At 70.7% G+C, this 16,395-nt stretch carries 16 protein-coding genes; 6 read left to right on the top strand and 10 right to left on the bottom strand.

Translation table 11 applies throughout. The features are described 5' to 3' along the window. Positions 1-32: 32 nt before the first annotated feature. A complete protein-coding gene (locus tag POF73_RS19480; protein ID WP_272117007.1) occupies positions 33-887 on the bottom strand; it encodes an oxygenase MpaB family protein in 855 nt (284 codons plus the stop codon). Between the two features lie 114 nt (positions 888-1,001). Next, complete coding sequence (locus tag POF73_RS19475; protein WP_272117005.1) at positions 1,002-1,994, bottom strand: GlxA family transcriptional regulator; 993 nt, start codon at positions 1,992-1,994, stop codon at positions 1,002-1,004. A 70-nt stretch (positions 1,995-2,064) separates the two neighbouring features. Here POF73_RS19475 and POF73_RS19470 point away from each other — a divergent pair, with 70 nt between their 5' ends. Both POF73_RS19470 and POF73_RS19465 read left to right on the top strand, forming a co-directional pair. Beyond that, positions 2,065-2,193, top strand: a complete 129-nt coding sequence (locus tag POF73_RS19470; protein WP_272117003.1) for a hypothetical protein — start codon at positions 2,065-2,067, stop codon at positions 2,191-2,193. Between the two features lies 1 nt (position 2,194). Beyond that, positions 2,195-3,445 (top strand): MFS transporter, encoded by a 1,251-nt coding sequence (locus POF73_RS19465; RefSeq protein WP_272117001.1) that lies wholly within the window; start codon positions 2,195-2,197, stop codon positions 3,443-3,445. Positions 3,446-3,482: 37 nt separating this feature from the next. Here the strand turns inward: POF73_RS19465 and POF73_RS19460 are convergent, their stop codons facing one another. The 3 genes from POF73_RS19460 to POF73_RS19450 all read right to left on the bottom strand — a co-directional run bounded on the left by POF73_RS19460 (position 3,483) and on the right by POF73_RS19450 (position 6,156). Then, positions 3,483-4,418, bottom strand: a complete 936-nt coding sequence (locus POF73_RS19460) for a hypothetical protein (protein ID WP_272116999.1) — start codon at positions 4,416-4,418, stop codon at positions 3,483-3,485. Positions 4,419-4,484: 66 nt separating this feature from the next. Then, positions 4,485-5,663, bottom strand: a complete 1,179-nt coding sequence (locus tag POF73_RS19455; RefSeq protein ID WP_272116997.1) for an acyl-CoA dehydrogenase family protein — start codon at positions 5,661-5,663, stop codon at positions 4,485-4,487. A 118-nt stretch (positions 5,664-5,781) separates the two neighbouring features. Then, positions 5,782-6,156: a ferredoxin gene (locus POF73_RS19450; protein ID WP_272116995.1), complete on the bottom strand. Its 375-nt coding sequence runs from the start codon at positions 6,154-6,156 to the stop codon at positions 5,782-5,784. Positions 6,157-6,262: 106 nt separating this feature from the next. Here POF73_RS19450 and POF73_RS19445 point away from each other — a divergent pair, with 106 nt between their 5' ends. The 3 genes from POF73_RS19445 (at position 6,263) to qcrB (ending at position 8,684) form a co-directional block, all read left to right on the top strand. Next, the gene (locus tag POF73_RS19445; protein ID WP_272116992.1) at positions 6,263-6,628 is read left to right on the top strand and encodes a DUF6479 family protein; all 366 of its coding nucleotides are present in this window, start codon (positions 6,263-6,265) and stop codon (positions 6,626-6,628) included. 155 nt (positions 6,629-6,783) lie between these two features. Further along, the gene (locus tag POF73_RS19440; RefSeq protein WP_272116989.1) at positions 6,784-7,134 is read left to right on the top strand and encodes a hypothetical protein; all 351 of its coding nucleotides are present in this window, start codon (positions 6,784-6,786) and stop codon (positions 7,132-7,134) included. 41 nt (positions 7,135-7,175) lie between these two features. After that, positions 7,176-8,684, top strand: coding sequence for a cytochrome bc1 complex cytochrome b subunit (qcrB, locus tag POF73_RS19435; RefSeq protein WP_272116987.1), 1,509 nt, complete (start codon positions 7,176-7,178; stop codon positions 8,682-8,684). A 15-nt stretch (positions 8,685-8,699) separates the two neighbouring features. Here qcrB and ctaF read toward each other — a convergent pair whose 3' ends face one another. Then, entirely contained in the window at positions 8,700-9,125 is a 426-nt protein-coding gene (gene ctaF, locus POF73_RS19430; protein ID WP_272116984.1) for an aa3-type cytochrome oxidase subunit IV, read from the bottom strand. Then, positions 9,125-10,780, bottom strand: coding sequence for an aa3-type cytochrome oxidase subunit I (gene ctaD / locus POF73_RS19425; RefSeq protein ID WP_272116982.1), 1,656 nt, complete (start codon positions 10,778-10,780; stop codon positions 9,125-9,127). Before ctaD ends, ctaF begins: the two co-directional genes overlap by 1 nt. 225 nt (positions 10,781-11,005) lie before the next feature. Here ctaD and ppk2 point away from each other — a divergent pair, with 225 nt between their 5' ends. Next, a complete protein-coding gene (gene ppk2 / locus POF73_RS19420; protein WP_272116980.1) occupies positions 11,006-11,809 on the top strand; it encodes a polyphosphate kinase 2 in 804 nt (267 codons plus the stop codon). Positions 11,810-11,812: 3 nt separating this feature from the next. Here ppk2 and POF73_RS19415 read toward each other — a convergent pair whose 3' ends face one another. The 3 genes from POF73_RS19415 to POF73_RS19405 form a co-directional block, all read right to left on the bottom strand. Further along, positions 11,813-12,694: a universal stress protein gene (locus POF73_RS19415; RefSeq protein ID WP_272116978.1), complete on the bottom strand. Its 882-nt coding sequence runs from the start codon at positions 12,692-12,694 to the stop codon at positions 11,813-11,815. Between the two features lie 118 nt (positions 12,695-12,812). Continuing rightward, positions 12,813-15,212 carry a glycoside hydrolase family 65 protein gene (locus tag POF73_RS19410; RefSeq protein ID WP_272116976.1) on the bottom strand — a complete coding sequence of 800 codons (2,400 nt, stop codon included), beginning with the start codon at positions 15,210-15,212 and terminating at the stop codon, positions 12,813-12,815. Continuing rightward, positions 15,209-15,985 carry an HAD family hydrolase gene (locus POF73_RS19405; RefSeq protein ID WP_272116973.1) on the bottom strand — a complete coding sequence of 259 codons (777 nt, stop codon included), beginning with the start codon at positions 15,983-15,985 and terminating at the stop codon, positions 15,209-15,211. Before POF73_RS19405 ends, POF73_RS19410 begins: the two co-directional genes overlap by 4 nt. Positions 15,986-16,395 lie beyond the last annotated feature (410 nt).

Genomic DNA, 16,395 nt, shown 5'->3' with positions numbered 1-16,395 from the left:
CCACCTTCCCCCGGCCCGTCCAGTATGGCGAGCTATCGTCCGAGTTTGTACGGTGCCCGGCGCGAGCCCGGGCCGAGTCGCGCCATGGCGCGCAGGATGTGTTTGGGCGGGAGTTGCCAGCGCAGACGTGCGGGAACACAGCGCAGCAGGGTGCCCGTGGCACGCAACTGACGGGTGACGGTGGCGGGTTTCGGGGCCGGTCTGCCGTACAGCTCGTGGGCGTACGGCGGCAGTGCGGCGTACGCCAGATGCGCCACGCGCCGCCACAGCACCTCGCGCGCCGGTACGAGCAGGGGATGCGTAGGCGGTCGGAGGAGGAAGTCGTCCACCGCGCGTGCCCCGGGGCCGCAGGCGAGCTCGGGCCGCACCTTCTCGAAGTACTCCGCCATCTCCTGCCGGTTCGCCGGTACGGCGTCGGGGTCGAGGCCCACCAGACGGGCGCTGACCCGCTGTTCGGCGATGTAGCGGTCGGCCTGCGCGTCGGTGAGGCGGAACCCGGAGCGGCGCGCGACCTGGAGGTAGGAGTCGATCTCGGCGCAGTGCACCCACAACAGCAGCGCGGGCTCGTCGACGCCGTAGCGCTCCCCGGTGTCCGGGTCGGTGGCGCCCAGCATGCTGTGGATCTTCCGCACCCGGGCGCCGGCCTTCTCGGCGGCTTCGGTGGTGCCGTACGAGATCGTCCCGACAAAGTTGGCGGTGCGCAGCAGTCGCCCCCAGGCGTCCTGGCGGAAGTCGGAGTTCTGCATGACGCCGCGTACGGCACGTGGGTGCAGGGCCTGGAAGTAGAGCGCGCGGACTCCGGCGACCCACATCATGGGGTCCCCGTGCATCTGCCAGGTCACGGAGGAGGGGCCGAAGAGCCCGGGGTCACCTCTGCGTATGTTCATGTCACCTATGAGATTCCCCGACCTGCATGTCTGCCAACCAGCTGCTCAAGTCATATATCCAGCGCTTGCTCCACCGACTCCGCGCCGGACGGAACGTCATGGAGTAGGTGACGTTCAGTCAAGTGCGTGTCGGGTGCGGAAAGTACGCCGGTATGTCGTCGGTGAGGTCCTCAGATGCCTCGCGAAGTGCTGGCGCATCGTCACCGGGGTGCCGAACCCGCAGTGCCGGGAGATCACCTCGACGGACAGATCGGTGGTTTCGAGCAACTCCTGGGCGTGGCACAGCCGTTGGAACACCAACCACTGAAGCGGCGTGGTACCGGTCTGCGCCCTGAATCTCCGGTTCAGTGTGCGCGGGCTCGTCCCCGCATGCGATGCGATGTCGGCCAAGGTCACGGGCTCTCCCAGCCGTTGCCGTAGCCACTGCATCACCGGCCCGAGGGATCCGTGGCCGTCGCCGGGCTCCGGATGCTCGGTGCAGGGCGCCTGACCTCCGTCACGCTCGGGCGCCACGACCAGGTGACGGGCGACGTCGGCGGCGACCGCGGATCCGAAGTCCTGGCGGACCATGTGCAGGCACATGTCGATGCCGCTGGCGCCGCCCGCAGAGGTGAGCACGTCACCGTGATCGATGAAGATCACGTCGGTGTCGACCCGCACCTGTGGGTAACGCCCGGCGAGGACATGCCGTCGCGACCAGTGGGTGGCGGCCCGTCGGCCGTCCAGCAGCCCGGTGGCCGCCAGTACCCTCGTGCCTCCGGAGCTGACCGCGGCGATCCTGACACCCCGCCGGTGTGCCTCGCGCAGCAGATTGAGTGCCTCGGCCGGTGGTTCCTGGCGTCGAGCGACGCCGATGACGACGATGGTGTCCGCGTCGACCGCGCCGACCAGCGGGTACCGCGGGGTGTACTGGTACATCTCGACGTCACCGACACCGGTGACAGCCAGGTTTCGGCCGTCACCACACACCCGCACATCGTAGAGGCGAGAGCCGAACACCTCGCCCCGTTCCTTGTCCAGCGAGTGAGCGGTGCTGAACACTTGCAGCGGCATCGACAGGTCGAAGCTGTGGATCCCGTCAAAGACGAGAACTGCCACCCGGTGCATGACGACAATCTATCGGAGATCGGCACTCCTGCCACTGGCGCCGGACCTCGGTCGATTCGACGATGGAGCCATGCTGCTCACCGTATTCATGACGGCCGGATTCATCGGCCTGCTCGTTCTGCTCTCGGCGGGCTGGCTCACTGACAGGCTTCACGGTGACCAGGCGTCGAAAGACAGCGACAGGATGCTGAACTCCTGAGGTGCCGGACACCGGCGACGCCGAGCGGGACTTGCGCCTGGTCCTCGCAGTGCAGGGCCTGCGCGCATTCGGCTACGGCTTCAGCAGCGTGCTCCTGGGGACCGCACTCGCGGCAGGCGGGCTGTCCGCCACGCAGGTGGGCGCCGTCTTCGCCGCCATGCTCGCGGGCATGGCCTGCTTCTCCCCGTTGGCGGGCCGGTACGCGGACCGCCTCGGTCGGCGGCGCTGTTATCTCGCGCTCCTGATCGCCATGGGCATCTCCGCCGCGGTATTCGCTCTCACCGAGAGCATCCCGCTGCTCCTTCTCGCCGCGTTCACCGGCACGCTGTCCACCGACCCCAACGAATCCGGGCCGATCACCACTTTGGAACAGGCCATGATCGCAAGCGCGCCTGCCGCGGCCCGAGCCCAGGTGTTCGGCCGGTACAACGCCATCGCCTACCTCACCGGATCAGTCGGCGCGCTGTTCGCCGGCGGCCCCGCCGTCCTGCGCGGCCTCTGGCCGGACGTCCCCGCCGACCAGCGATGGCTGCTCACCCTGTCCGTCTCGGCGTTCCTCGCCGTGCTCGTTGCCCTTCGGCTCGGCGACTCCGTCGAACCACCGGCCGCACATCGGTCCCGAGGGCGACTGGCCGGCTCCCGCAGCACGGTGCGACGGCTCTGTGCCCTCTTCGCCGTCGACGCGTTCGCCGGTGGCTTCGTCGTCCAGTCGTTCCTGGTGTACTGGTTCGTCCGCCGCTACGACGCGACCCCGGAGCTGATGGGTGCCGTCTTCTTCGCCGCCGGGCTGCTGCAGGCCGCGTCCAGTGTCCTGGCGGTAAAGCTCGGCGAGCGCATCGGGCTGCTCAACACCATGGTGTTCTCCCACCTGCCCTCGAACCTGCTCCTCGCCGCGCTCCCCTTCGCCCCCACACTCCCCGTCGCGGTGGCCCTGCTGCTCGCTCGCTCCGCGCTCTCCCAGATGGACGTCCCCGCCCGCCAGGCATACGTCGTCACCATGGTCGCGCCCGGCGAACGCACCGCCGCCGCGGCCTACACCAATACCGCTCGCTACGCCGCACGGCCGGTTGCGCCCCTGGCCGCCACCGCCCTGTCCCAGCTCGCCTGGAGCGGACTGCCCTTCCTCATCGCCGGCGGCTTGAGGATCGCCTACGACTTCACCCTTCTGGCGCTCTTCCGCCACGCACGACCGTCGACGCCCGACGAGACGGCGCCTGTCCCTTCCGCAGACGCGCAAGGAGACGCACGCTGAGAACCCGTCGGTGGCCGCGACGGAATCGACAGAGGCTTCAGGCGGGCCGTGCAGCCGGCTCAAACTGTCGCTCTGCTCCGCGCAGGCAGGCCTCCGCGAGGGTTCGGGGCTCCACCGTGACTCCGCGCGTGATCCAGCGATCGGGGAGGACCGAGTTCGGCACCAGCGCCTGCCGGCACCAGAGCCGAAGCGCGTCGTCGGAGCTCAGCGGTCTCGGGGAGTGCACAACAATGTGGCCCGCCCGATCAATTTCCATGTCGTACCGGTCGCCGTGCCCCAGCGCCCCACAAAAGAGGGCCTGTAGGGAGGCGCGGTCCACTGTGCCCCCGCGACCATGCACGAGCGAGCAGTCGGGCAGCTCCTGCTGACGGACGAGCTCGGCCAGCGGACGGGCATCGCCGCGGGCCAAGAGGCTCGGCCACTGCGTGACGCGCTCCAGGAGTTCCGTTGCGAGAGCGGCGGTACCGGCGCCCCGCAGCGTCACCGAGACGGTGCGGTCGTCCACGCCGACAACCAGGTCGGCCTTGGCGCTCGACGGATTGAAGGAGTAGGGATTCACGGTGGATCCGACGACCTGCGAACCACGCGTGCCCTGAAGGAAGTTGAGCTCCACGGTGGGCAGGAACCAGGCTCCCCTCGACGGCCTGTTGAGCTGCTCGACGACGTGCAGGGCGTCGTACCAGCCGTGCGCGTGCGCGAGGAGACTCGAACGATAGACCTGCCGCAGAGCCTGCGACGCGGGCTGGTCCATCGGGAGCGAGAGCGGGACGAAGACCGGCTGTGCCCGGTAGTCGACGGTGCTCGCGTCCGCCTCCGTGTACCGGTTCGCGCAGGTGAGCCTGCACACGACCTCCTCGTGGCCGGCACAGCGTTCCTGCGCCATGAGTGCTACGGCCGCGGTCCATACCGCGGCCGTGGTGACACGGGCGGCACGAGCGAGTTCCCGCACCTCGGCGGCGACGGAGGGCGGCATCGGTGGGACTGGCGTGTGAAACAGCGGGAGCCGGAGTGTCGTATCGGGGCCAGGATCCGCGCCTGGCTAGCGCCGCACCCTCGGCATCCCCAGCCCGATCCACGAGATGATCTCCCGCTGGATCTCGTTGTTGCCGCCGCCGAAGGTGAAGATGACGGCCGAGCGGTAGCCGCGCTCCAGTTCGCCGTGCAGCACCGCCCCCGCCGAGCCCTCCTTCAGCGCCCCCGGCGCGGCGACGATCTCCATCAGCCAGGCGTAGGCGTCCCGGCGGACCTCGGAGCCGTACACCTTGACGGCGGAGGCGTCCTGCGGGGTCAGCGTGCCGTTCTGGACGGCGCCGACCATCTGCCAGTTGAGGAGTTTGAGGGCGTCGAGCCTGGTGTGGGTCTGCGCGAGGCGGCGGCGCACCCAGGGCAGGTCGATGACCCGGCGGCCGTCGGCGAGCTTGGTCTCCATGGCCCAGCGCTGGACATCGTGCAGGGCACGGATGGCCATGGTGCCGTGGGCGGCGAGGGTGACACGCTCATGGTTGAGCTGGTTGGTGATCAGCCGCCAGCCCTGGTTCTCGGCGCCGACGCGGCGGGAGACGGGGACGCGGACGTTCTCGTAGTAGCTGGCCGTGGTGTCGTGCGAGGCGAGGGTGTTGATGAGGGTGCAGGAGTAGCCGGGGTCGGTGGTCGGGACGAGCAGCATGGTGATGCCCTTGTGGGGCGGGGCGTCCGGGTCGGTGCGGGTGGCCAGCCACACCCAGTCGGCGGTGTCGCCGTTGGTGGTCCAGATCTTCTGGCCGTTGACGACGTAGTCGTCGCCGTCGCGTACGGCGCGTGTCCTGAGTGAGGCCAGGTCGGTGCCCGCGTCGGGCTCGCTGTAGCCGATGGCGAAGTCGATCTCGCCGGAGAGGATCTTCGGCAGGAAGTACGCCTTCTGCTCGTCCGTGCCGTACTGCATGATCGTCGGGCCGACGGTGTTGAGCGCCATCAGGGGCAGCGGTACGCCGGCCTGGGCGGCCTCGTCGAAGAAGATGAACTGTTCCATGGCGGTCAGGCCGCGGCCGCCGTACTCCTTGGGCCAGCCCACGCCTAGCCAGCCGTCGCCGCCGAGCCGCCGGATGGTGCGGCGGTAGTGGCGCTTCTGGGCGGCCGGGTCGGTGAAGCCGGTGCGGTCGAGGTCCGGCTTCAACTGGGCGAAGTAGTCGCGCAGTTCGCTGCGCAGCCGCTGCTGCTCGGGTGTGTATTCGAGATCCACGGCGCCTCCAGGCTCCCCAAGGCCGGTCCTGACGGCGCACACCGTAGAACGTGTTTCAGAAATTGGGAATGGCAAGGAGAGGAAGCGGTCCACGACCGCGACAGGCGCCGGGCGCCCCTCAGCCGAGTGTGCCCATGAAATCCGTGCAGGCCCGTGCGCAGTCGCGGCACGCCTGCGCGGCCTTCTCGGCGTCCGGGTGCCGGTCGAAGACGTGGGCGCACTCCAGACACACCGCCCGGGTCCACTCCAGCTGGACGCGGATGGCGGTCTCGTCCAGCTGGTTCTGCTCGCCCAGCACGCGGCAGGTCGCGTCGCAGACCTCGGCGCACAAGATGCCCTTGCGCCGCAGGACTTCCTGCTCCTCACCGCCGTCCGGATCCCACAGGCTCGCGCGCAGGGCACAGGCACGGGCGCACTCGGTACAGGCCTGCGCGCACGCGAAGCGGTCCTCCAGGAACTGAACGGGCTGTTTATGGGATGTCGTCGATGTCACACGGGGCGGGTAGCCGCGGCCCGGGGCGCCAAACCCCGTGTTCCCGGGCGTTCCGGCCGATCCCGGTGGGCGGGTTCACGCATGGTGCCACGGGTACTCGCGAGCCATGGATACCGCTTGGATGGACATCGCCGCAGCACGGGGCGCGCTCGCCATCGGACTGTTCGTCGCGGGTGTGGCCGTCGTGGCGCTGCTCGTCGGCGCCTTCGTCCTGGGCATCCGCATCAGGCGCCGGGAACCGCGCCCGCCCCGCCCCGAGGAGCAGCCCAGCCCGCCCGCCGGGGGCCCGGTCCGCGAGGTGCGAGAGCACCGGGAGCCCGCCGAGATGCCCAAGAGCGACCACCGGGTCACCCCGCACGAGCTGCCCGCTCACGGCAACATCCCCTCCCGGCCCAGCCCGTCGAAGCACCGGCGGCGCTGGGGCGACGGCGACAGCGGGGCGTTCGGCAGCGGCGGCCCAGGCGGTACGTGATGCCTCCGGCCCGGTCCGCGGCCACGGCCACCGGACCCGCGGGACTGCCGAGGCCACCGTGCCGCCGGTACTGCCGAGGCCCCCGCCGGTACTGCCGAGACCGCCCGTACACGCGTCCCATGTGCCGAGCCCGTCGTTCGAGAGAAGTGAGAACCATGGCCGACCACGCCCGAGACACCCTGCCGCTGCCCGACTACGACCACCTGCCTATGGGCGGGCTGGAGAGCCGTATCCGGTCGCTGACCTCCCGTGAGGTGGAGGACCTGCTGGTGTACGAGCAGGCGCACGCCGACCGGCTTCCGGTGACCGAGGTGCTGGCCACCCGGCTGGAGCAGCTCCAGGCCGGGGCCGAACCGACGTCCGGTGACCCCGGCGCGCTGCGCCCCGAGAGCGGCGTCCGCCGGGCGGGTTCCCCGGTGTCCCCCGCGACCTCGCCGCAGCCCTTCGGTCCGCCGCCGCACGGTACCCCCGACCAGCGGGGGAAACCGAAGGGTGATCGTGCGTGACCCTCCGTTTCCCGGGACGGGCGCGAGGGCACTCGTGATCCGTGCTGTGGAGGAGGACAAGGGCCCGGGCAGGCGCTCGGGCCCGACGCGCGACCGAAGGCGCCGCCGACTACGTCGACGGGCGGCTCCCGCTGTACGACGGCGGCGGGCTCCTGCGGAAGGCATTCCCCGATCACTGGTCCTTCCTGCTGGGCGAGATCGCCCTCTACAGCTTCGTCGTGCTGCTGCTGACCGGTGTCTGGCTGACGCTGTTCTTCCACCCGTCGATGACCGAGGTCGTCTACCACGGCTCGTACACCCCGCTCGACGGCGTGCGCATGTCAGCCGCGTACGAGTCGACGCTGCATATCGGCTTCGATGTGCGCGGCGGTCTGCTGGTGCGTCAACTGCACCACTGGGCGGCCCTGGTGTTCCTGGCCGCGATCGGGCTGCATCTGCTGCGGGTCTTCTTCACGGGCGCGTTCCGCCGGCCCCGCGAGGTCAACTGGCTGATCGGGGTGACCCTGTTCCTGCTGGCGCTGGCGGAGGGATTCGCCGGCTACTCGCTGCCGGACGACCTGCTGTCGGGAACGGGCCTGCGGATCGCCCAGGGCATCATGCTGTCGATCCCGCTGGTGGGGACGTATGTGAGCATGTTCGCCTTCGGCGGCGAGTTCCCCGGTGAGGAACTGATCCCCCGGCTGTACAGCCTGCACATCCTGCTGATCCCCGGGCTGCTGCTCGCGCTGGTCACCGTGCATCTGATCCTCGTGTTCCACCTGAAGCACACCCAGTGGGCGGGCCGCGGCCGCTCGCAGCGCAACGCGGTGGGCAAGCCGATGTTTCCGCATTTCACAGCCGCGTCGGGCGGTCTGTTCTTCATGGTCTTCGGCGTCCTGACGCTGCTGTCGGGGGTGGCGCAGATCAACCCCATCTGGGCGTACGGCCCCTACCGCGCGGACATCGTGTCGACGGGTTCGCAGCCGGACTGGTACGTCGGCTTCCTGGAGGGCTCGCTGCGTCTGGTGCCGCCCTGGGAGACGACGGTGGCCGGGCACACCGTGATGTGGAACGTGCTGCTGCCCGCGGTCGTGCTGCCGGGAATCCTGTTCGCGGTGCTGTACGCGTACCCGTTCGTCGAGCGCCGGGTGACCGGCACCCGGGCGGAGCGCCATCTGTGCGACCGGCCCCGTGACCACCCCGTGCGCACGGGACTCGGGGTCGCGGCGCTCAGCTGCTACGGCGTTCTGCTCATGGCGGGCGGCAACGACATCATCGCCGACACCTTCGCGATCTCGGTGAACGCGCTGACCTGGGTGTTCCGGATCGCGTTCCTGGTACTGCCGCCGCTCGCGTTCATGGTGACGAGGCGTGTCTGCGGGGCGTTGCAGGAGGCGGACCAGAAGCGGCTGACGCGGGGCGAGGAGACCGGCCAGGTGCGGCAGACCCTCGCGGGCGGGTTCGAGGGTGGCCACGAGCCGGTCGACGAGGAACGACGGTACGTGCTGAGGGGCTACGGGTATCGCGTCGAGGAGGAACGGGAACCGTCCGCCGGCGAGCTGGAACGCTGAGCCCGCCCCGGCCGGCTAAGCGTCCCGGCCCGCGTGACCGTGCCGGTCCCCCTGACCGTCCCGGTCCGCGTACTGGAATACCATGCCGAACACCCCGTGTCCGAGCACCCCGAGGCCGAGCAGGAAGAGCCACAGGCCGAAGACGACGCCGAGGGCCGCCAGGACGGATCCCGCGGCGATCGTGATCGGCCAGGGGCTGTGCGGCGGGAAGAAGTCGAGCGGGCCCGCGGTGTCGGCGACCTCGGCGTCCTCACGGTCCTGGGCGCGCGGGCCGCGCCTTCGGTACTGCATGTGCAGGAAGAACGCGACGAGCGCGGCCATCAGGAAGGCGATGACCAGTACGGCGGTGCCGGTGGGTTCCTCGGAGCTGTAGCCGTAGCCGACGGCGGTGACCAGGAAGAACACGGCGACGCCGATGAACAGCCGGGATTCGGTCCGCATCAGCCCTCCTTGGCGATGTCCGGGTGGTGCAGGTCGAACGCCGGGGACTCGGAGCGGATCCGGGGCAGCGCCGTGAAGTTGTGGCGCGGGGGCGGGCAGGAGGTGGTCCATTCGAGGGAGCGGCCGTATCCCCAGGGGTCGTTGCCGGTCGCCCGCCGTCCTCGGTGGGCGGTGCGCCACACGTTGTAGAGGAACGGCAGGGTGGACAGGCCGAGCAGGAACGCGCCGATCGAGCTGACGGTGTTCAGGAGCGTGAAGCCGTCCGTGGTGAGGTAGTCGGCGTAGCGGCGGGGCATCCCCCGTTCACCGAGCCAGTGCTGGACCAGGAACGTGGTCTGGAAGCCGACGAAGAGGGTCCAGAAATGGATTTTGCCGAGGCGTTCGTCGAGCAGTCTGCCGGTGAGTTTGGGCCACCAGAAGTAGAAGCCGCCGAACATCGCGAAGACGACGGTGCCGAACAGCACGTAGTGCAGGTGGGCGACGATGAAGTACGAGTCGGTGAGGGGGAAGTCCAGCGGCGGGGAGGCGATGATGACGCCGCTCATGCCGCCCAGCAGGAACGTCACCAGGAACCCGCAGGACCACAGCATGGGTGTCTCGAAGGACAGGGAACCCCGGATCATCGTGCCGATCCAGTTGAAGAACTTCACCCCGGTCGGCACCGCGATGAGGAACGACATCAGGGAGAAGAACGGCAGCAACACCGCCCCGGTGGCGAACATGTGGTGGGCCCACACCACCGCGGACAACATGGTGATGGCGATGGTGGCGCCGATGAGACTGACGTAGCCGAAGATCGGTTTGCGGCTGAAGACCGGGATGATCTCGGAGACGATGCCGAAGAACGGCAGCGCGACGATGTACACCTCGGGATGCCCGAAGAACCAGAACAGGTGCTGCCACAGCAGTGCTCCGCCGCTCGCCGCGTCGTAGATGTGCGCCCCGAACCGGCGGTCCGCCTCCAGGGCCAGCAGGGCGGCGGTGAGCACGGGGAATGCGGGCAGGATCAGGACCGAGGTGAACAGCACGTTCCAGGTGAAGATCGGCATCCGGAACATGGTCATGCCGGGGGCGCGCAGACACAGGATCGTGGTGATGAAGTTGACCGCGCCGAGGGTGGTGGACACACCGGTCACCACCAGGCCCATGGTCCACAGGTCGCCGCCCACGCCGGGGCTGCGCACCGCGCTGTTGAGGGGCGCATAGGCGAACCAGCCGAAGCTCGCGGCGCCCCCGGGCACGACGAAGCCGGACACGACCACCATGCCGCCGAAGAGGTACAGCCAGTACGACAGGGCGTTCAGCCGGGGGAACGCCACGTCCGGGGCGCCGATCTGCAGCGGCATGACGGCGTTGGCGAACCCGGCGAACAGCGGGGTCGCGAACAGCAGCATCATGACCGTGCCGTGCACGGTGAACAGCTGGTTGTACTGGTCGTTGCTGAAGAACTGCATTTCGGGGCGGGCGAGTTCGGCCCGCATCAGCAGCGCGAGGACCCCGCCGAGGAGGAAGAAACCGAAGGCGGTCGTCAGATAGAGGTTGCCGATCACCTTGTGGTCGGTCGTCGTCGCCCACCGCACCAACGCCCGGCCGAGCCGCCCACGCGACCGGGGCGGCGCGGCACGTGCGGGCCCGGTCCTGCTGTCCACCGCCATGCGCCGCTGGGTACCCCGACGGCGATGCCGGCAGTCCTCCGCCCCGGGGTATTCACCCGAGCGCCTCAGCCGCCGTCGGCGAAGCTCCACGCGAGGTCCGGCGACCTGCCCGAGACGGCCGTCACCGGCTGCGGTCCGCGCCGGGGTGCACCGCCCGGCCCGGGTCAGTACGGTGCGTCAGTACGGTGCAAGTCCGGTGTTCGGGCGCGGCTTGTGGGAGGCGGCATGACCGGCAACAAGGCGGAGAAGCTGCCGCGCAGGACGTACGAGAAGGAACTGCTGCGTCTGCAGACGGAGTTGGTGCGGCTCCAGGAGTGGGTGCGGGCCGAGGGTGCCCGTCTGGTCGTGATCTTCGAGGGGCGGGACGCGGCCGGCAAGGGCGGCACCATCAAGCGCGTCACGGAGCACCTCAACCCCCGGGTGGCGCGGATCGCGGCGCTGCCCAAGCCCACCGAGCGCGAGCGCACCCAGTGGTACTTCCAGCGGTATGTCGAACATCTGCCGGCCGCCGGGGAGATCGTGCTGTTCGACCGCAGCTGGTACAACCGGGCCGGTGTCGAGCACGTCATGGGCTTCTGCAGCAAGGAGGAGTACCAGCTCTTCCTTCGCCAGTGCCCCATCTTCGAGCGGATGCTGGTGGAGGACGGGGTCCTGCTGCGCAAGTACTGGTTCTCGGTGAGCGACGAGGAGCAGCAGGAACGCTTCCGGCGCCGCCTTGAGGACCCGCTGCGCCGCTGGAAGCTGTCCCCGATGGACCTGGAGTCCGTCACCCGCTGGGAGGACTACTCCCGGGCCAAGGACGAGATGATGGTGCACACCGACATCACCGAGGCGCCCTGGTACGTCGTGGAGAGCGACGACAAGCGCCGGGCCCGGCTGAACATGATCGCCCACCTGCTGAGTTCCGTGCCCTACCAGGACGTGCCCCCACCCGTCCTGGACCTGCCGGAACGTCCCGAGTCGACCGGCTACCGGCGCCCGCCGCGCGATCTGCAGAACTACGTCCCCGACCACACGGCGGACCTCTGAGGTTCACGCCTGCCCGGTCCGGACCACGGCCACCGGGCACTGCGCGTGATGCAGCACCGCCTGGCTGACCGAGCCCAGGAGCAGCCCGGCGAAGCCGCCCCGCCCGCGCGCCCCGACCACCACGAGCCCGGCACCGGCACTGGCCTCGATGAGGGAGTGCCGGACCCTGCCGCGCACCAGCATGCGGTCCACCGCGACGTCGGGATACCGGTCGCGCAGCCCGCCCAGCGCCTCGGCGAGCACCCGCTCCTCCTCGTCCTGCAGCCGGCTCTCGTCGTACGTCACGAAGGGCGGGTCGGCGGGAGCCTCGTAGGCGCGCTCGGTCCGGGTGCTCCAGGCGTGCAGCGCCACCAGTCGCGCACCGTGCAGGGCGGCGTGGGCGAAGGCGAACTCGACCGCTCCGCGCGCGGCGGGCGAACCGTCCACGGCGAGGAGCACCGGCCCGGCCGGGTCGGGCCTGCGGCGCACCACCAGCACCGGGCAGGCGGCATGGGCGGCCAGATGACCGGCGGTGGAACCGAGCAGCAGCGCGCCGAACCGGCTCAGGCCACGGCTGCCGACCACCGCCAGGGACGCGGAGCGCGACTCGATCTCCAGGACCGTCACCGGGTCGCCGACGACGACCTCGCGCAGGATCTCGACGCCGGGGGCCGTGTCGTGAGCGCGCCGCTCCGCCTTGAGGAGCGTGCCGTCGATCAGCTCGCGCAGCCCGGCGCCGCTCGGCTCCCAGGGCCGCCCGCCGGACGGGATGTGCGCGGCGGGCAGCCCGAAGGCGTGCACCAGCCGCAGAGCCACGCCCCGCAGCCCTGCCTCGCGCGCCGCGACCTCCACGGCCGCCAGGCTCGACGGCGAACCGTCCACCCCCACGACAACCGGGCCGTTCATCGCGCTCCCCCTTCCGTGCGGGATCCGCGGGCTTCCGCCACCTGTTCCCTGTGCCGTCCGCCCTGTGCGCCGTGACTTCCAGCCTCTCCCCGGTGGCTGCGTCCTGCACAGGGCCGGGTCACTCGGGCAGGACCAGTCGTCCCGTCTCCCCCGGCTGGAGCGACACCTCGCGGCCCGGCAGCCGTACGTCGATCGGTGAGACGTCGTGGGACGGGACCGCGATCTCCAGCAGTCCGCGTTCCAGGCGCAGCCGGACGCCCCAGTTGCCCTGGTAGCGCAGGGCGAACCCGTACGAGGACAGCTCGGGCAGCGGCACGGGGTCCAGCCGCAGGGCGCCGCCCCGGGTCTCCAGACCGGTCAGCCCGCGCTGGACGAGGTCGAGGGTGCCGGCCATGGCACCCAGGTGGATGCCCTCACCGGTGGTGCCGCCCTGCACGTCGGCGATGTCGCCCTGGAGGGCCTCCTGGCAGAACTTCCAGGCCTCCGAGCGCCGGCAGCGGGCCAGCACCCAGCCGTGCACCAGGCCGCTGAGGGTGGAGCCGTGGCTGGTGCGGTGCATGTAGTAGTCGACGGTGCGCCGCCACACGTCCTCGTCCATCCGGTAGCCCAACCGGTGGAACAGGCCCCCCAGTTCGGCCGGTGCGAAGAGATAGCCGAGCATCAGCACGTCGGCCTGTTTGGAGGCCTGGTAGCGGTTGACGGTGTCGCCCTCCGCCTCCAGGATCCGGTCGAGGCGCCGGATGTCGCCGTACCGGCCGCGGTAGCCGTGCCAGTCGAGCTCGGCGAGGTCGCCGTAGCCCGCGAACTGGCTGATGACGTCGTCGTGGAAGGGGACGTGCAGCGTGCGCGAGACGTCCTCCCACCGCTCCAGCTCGCCCCCGTCCAGGCCGGTGCGTTCGACGAGCTCGCGGCGGCGCGGCTCGGGCAGGTCGGCGATCAGCTCCAGGGCGCGGGCGAGCACCCAGGCAGCGGTGACGTTGGTGTACGCGTTGTCGTCCAGGCCGGGATTCTCGGCGTCGGGGTACGCCTCGTGGTATTCGTCGGGGCCGACGACGCCCTTGATCCGGTGGCGGCCCATGCCGTCGTCGTAGACGGCCTTGCCCGCCCAGAAGCGGGCGATCTGCAACAGCATCTCGGCGCCCTTGGTGTGCAGGAACTCCATGTCGCCGCTGGCCTCGCAGTACTGCCACACGTTGTACGCGATCGCGGAGCCGACGTGGTGCTGGAGCCGGGAGTGGTCGGGCAGCCAGCGTCCCGAGCGCGGGTTGAGATGGAGCTGCTGGGTCTCCTCACGTCCGTCGCTGCCGCTCTGCCAGGGGTACATCGCGCCCTGCCGGCCGGCTGCCGCGGCGCTGGTGCGGGCCTGTTCGAGGCGTCGGTGCCGGTAGTGGAGCAGGGCGCGGGAGACCTCCGGGAAGTGCAGGTTGAGGAAGGGCAGGACGAACAGCTCGTCCCAGAAGACATGGCCTCGGTAGGCCTCGCCGTGCAGTCCCCGGGCGGGCACGCCCACGTCGAGGTCGGCGGTGTGCGGTGAGAGGGTCTGCAGCACGTGGAAGAGGTGCAGCCGCAGGATGCGGCCCGACTCGCCGGGCACGTCGAGTTCGGCGCGGCGCCAGAGCTGTCCCCAGGCGCTGCGGTGCGACCCGACCAGCGCGTCGAAGCCGGGGGCCCGGCCGACCCGGTCGACGGCCGCGTGCAGCGGGTCGCTGATGGCCGGGTCGCGGGAGGTGTGCAGGGCCACTGTCTTGTCGACCGTGACGGTGTGGCCGGGCACCATGTCGAGCGTCAGCCGCTGGATGGCGTACGGCGATTCGTGGCGGGTGGTGAGGGGTGCGTCGGCGGTGAGCCGGGCCGCGATCCCGATCCGGGTGTCGGAGGTGCGGGTGCGGCAGCGCAGCCAGACCGTGTCCGGGGCGGCGGTGCCGGTGTGCACATGGGTCAGATGACGGCCGTCGAGATCCCGGTAACGCGGCACCCCGGAGTTGGTGACCGAGCCGTCCAGGGCCGCCTCCACCTCAAGAGGGCCGGAGAACCCCTCGACGGTGAACTCGGTGCGCAGCGCGGCCAGATGGGGGTCGGCCATATGCACCAATCGAAGCTGGCGTACCGTCAGAACCCGGCCGCCGCCGAGGTCGTACCGCGTCCTGCGCTCCAGCAGCCCGACGGACAGTCGCAGCAGTTGCCGGTGGGCGAGCACAGGCGTGGAGTCGGGGACGATCCAGCGCCCGCCGGGAAGGCGGAAGCGCAGGGGCAGCCAGTTGGGGACATTGACCATGTCCTCGTTCTCCACATGGCGGCCCGACACCTTGGAGGTGAGCCGGTTGTAGATGCCGGCCACATAGGTGCCCGGGTAGTGGACCTCGTCGGCGGCGCATTCGGGAAGCGCGCCCCGGGTGGCGAAGTAGCCGTTGCCCAGCGTGCACAGCGACTCCCGGAGGCGTTCGTCGGCGGGAGCGTAGCCCTCGTACTCCCAGCTCCAGCCCGTCGCCTCACCCCCCGGGCTGCGGTCGTCGGTCACTTGGGCGCTCCTCCCGCGCAGAGTTCTCCGAGGTCACGTACGACGAGGTCGGCGCCGTGCCGCAGCAGCCGCGTCCCCGTGTCCGTGCCGGCGGCCCGGTCCACGCCGACCACCAAGGCGAACCCGCCACGCCGGCCCGCCTCCACGCCGGCCAGGGCGTCCTCGACGACGGCGGCCCGGTCGGCGGGGACACCGAGCCTGCGGACCGCCTCCAGGAACAGGTCCGGCGCCGGCTTGCCCGCGAGGCCCAGCCGGGCCGCCTCGCCGCCGTCCACCAGGGCGTCGAAGAGGTCCAGCACCCCGGCCCGGCTCAGCAGCTCCCCGGCATGCCTGGATGCGGAGGCCGCGGCCCGGGGCACGCCCGCCGCGCGCAGCGCCTTCACCAGCCGTACCGTCCCCGGGTAGGCGTCCACGCCCTGCTCGCGCAGCCGCTGCGTGAAGAGACGCTCCTTGTCCGCGGCGACGGCCCGTACCGTCTCGGCGGACGTCTCGATGCCGCGGGAGGCGAGGAAGGCCTTGGCTCCGTCGAGGCGGGACTTGCCGTCGACGTGGCGCAGATAGTCGTCGCGTGCGTCGAAGGGACGGCGCCGGTCGGGATCCTCGGGCGGGTGGGCGAGCAGCCAGGCGTCGAAGGCCGTCTTCCAGGCGGCCGCGTGCAGCCGGGCCGAGTCGGTGATCACCCCGTCGGTGTCGAAGACGACGGCGCCCATGTCGCGCAGGACGGGGGCGAGCGCGTCGCGGGACCGGTCAGCAGGGATGCGGGGCGGACGCATCGGTCACCTCACCTCCACTCGACGGCTCAGCCGTCCACTCGACGACTCACCCACGCCCGGCGGGATCCGCTCATGGGTACCCGCTGGGGCCGCCCTGCCACCTTCGGGCACCGCCCCCGGGTCTCGCCAGGGCCGTACGGCCCTGGCGTATCCGCCGCGCGCGTGGTGTGCTGGAGAGGACGGGAAGGACCCACAGCGACGCGGAGAAGCGGCACACGGCCGTGCACCGCGCAATCCGGATCCGCGAGAAGTGGATGGGGCCCTTCCCGCCCCATGCCGGAGCCCAGACGCCGGCGCCCGTACGCCGGGGCCGGTATTCCGGGGCCCGTGCCGCGGAGCCCGCGTCGTCACCTGCCGTTTTCCGGGCGCCACGCCGCACGCGCCTCCGTCCCGCCGCGCGCCCTTCTCCG

Origin of the sequence: Streptomyces sp. HD (assembly GCF_028369295.1) — a bacterium.
Classification (GTDB): Bacteria; Actinomycetota; Actinomycetes; order Streptomycetales; family Streptomycetaceae; genus Streptomyces.
Note: the sequence above shows the minus strand (reverse complement) of the source record. Positions and strands in the feature narration are given on the sequence as shown.

Excerpts from the sequence above, each read along its gene's own strand:
- POF73_RS19480 (WP_272117007.1), bottom strand. The coding sequence starts at position 887 with ATGAACATACGCAGAGGTGACCCCGGGCTCTTCGGCCCCTCCTCCGTG.
- POF73_RS19475 (WP_272117005.1), bottom strand. The coding sequence starts at position 1,994 with ATGCACCGGGTGGCAGTTCTCGTCTTTGACGGGATCCACAGCTTCGAC.
- POF73_RS19470 (WP_272117003.1), top strand. The coding sequence starts at position 2,065 with ATGCTGCTCACCGTATTCATGACGGCCGGATTCATCGGCCTGCTCGTT.
- POF73_RS19460 (WP_272116999.1), bottom strand. The coding sequence starts at position 4,418 with ATGCCGCCCTCCGTCGCCGCCGAGGTGCGGGAACTCGCTCGTGCCGCC.
- POF73_RS19445 (WP_272116992.1), top strand. The coding sequence starts at position 6,263 with ATGGATACCGCTTGGATGGACATCGCCGCAGCACGGGGCGCGCTCGCC.
- POF73_RS19440 (WP_272116989.1), top strand. The coding sequence starts at position 6,784 with ATGGCCGACCACGCCCGAGACACCCTGCCGCTGCCCGACTACGACCAC.
- ctaF (WP_272116984.1), bottom strand. The coding sequence starts at position 9,125 with ATGCGGACCGAATCCCGGCTGTTCATCGGCGTCGCCGTGTTCTTCCTG.
- ctaD (WP_272116982.1), bottom strand. The coding sequence starts at position 10,780 with ATGGCGGTGGACAGCAGGACCGGGCCCGCACGTGCCGCGCCGCCCCGG.
- ppk2 (WP_272116980.1), top strand. The coding sequence starts at position 11,006 with ATGACCGGCAACAAGGCGGAGAAGCTGCCGCGCAGGACGTACGAGAAG.
- POF73_RS19415 (WP_272116978.1), bottom strand. The coding sequence starts at position 12,694 with ATGAACGGCCCGGTTGTCGTGGGGGTGGACGGTTCGCCGTCGAGCCTG.
- POF73_RS19405 (WP_272116973.1), bottom strand. The coding sequence starts at position 15,985 with ATGCGTCCGCCCCGCATCCCTGCTGACCGGTCCCGCGACGCGCTCGCC.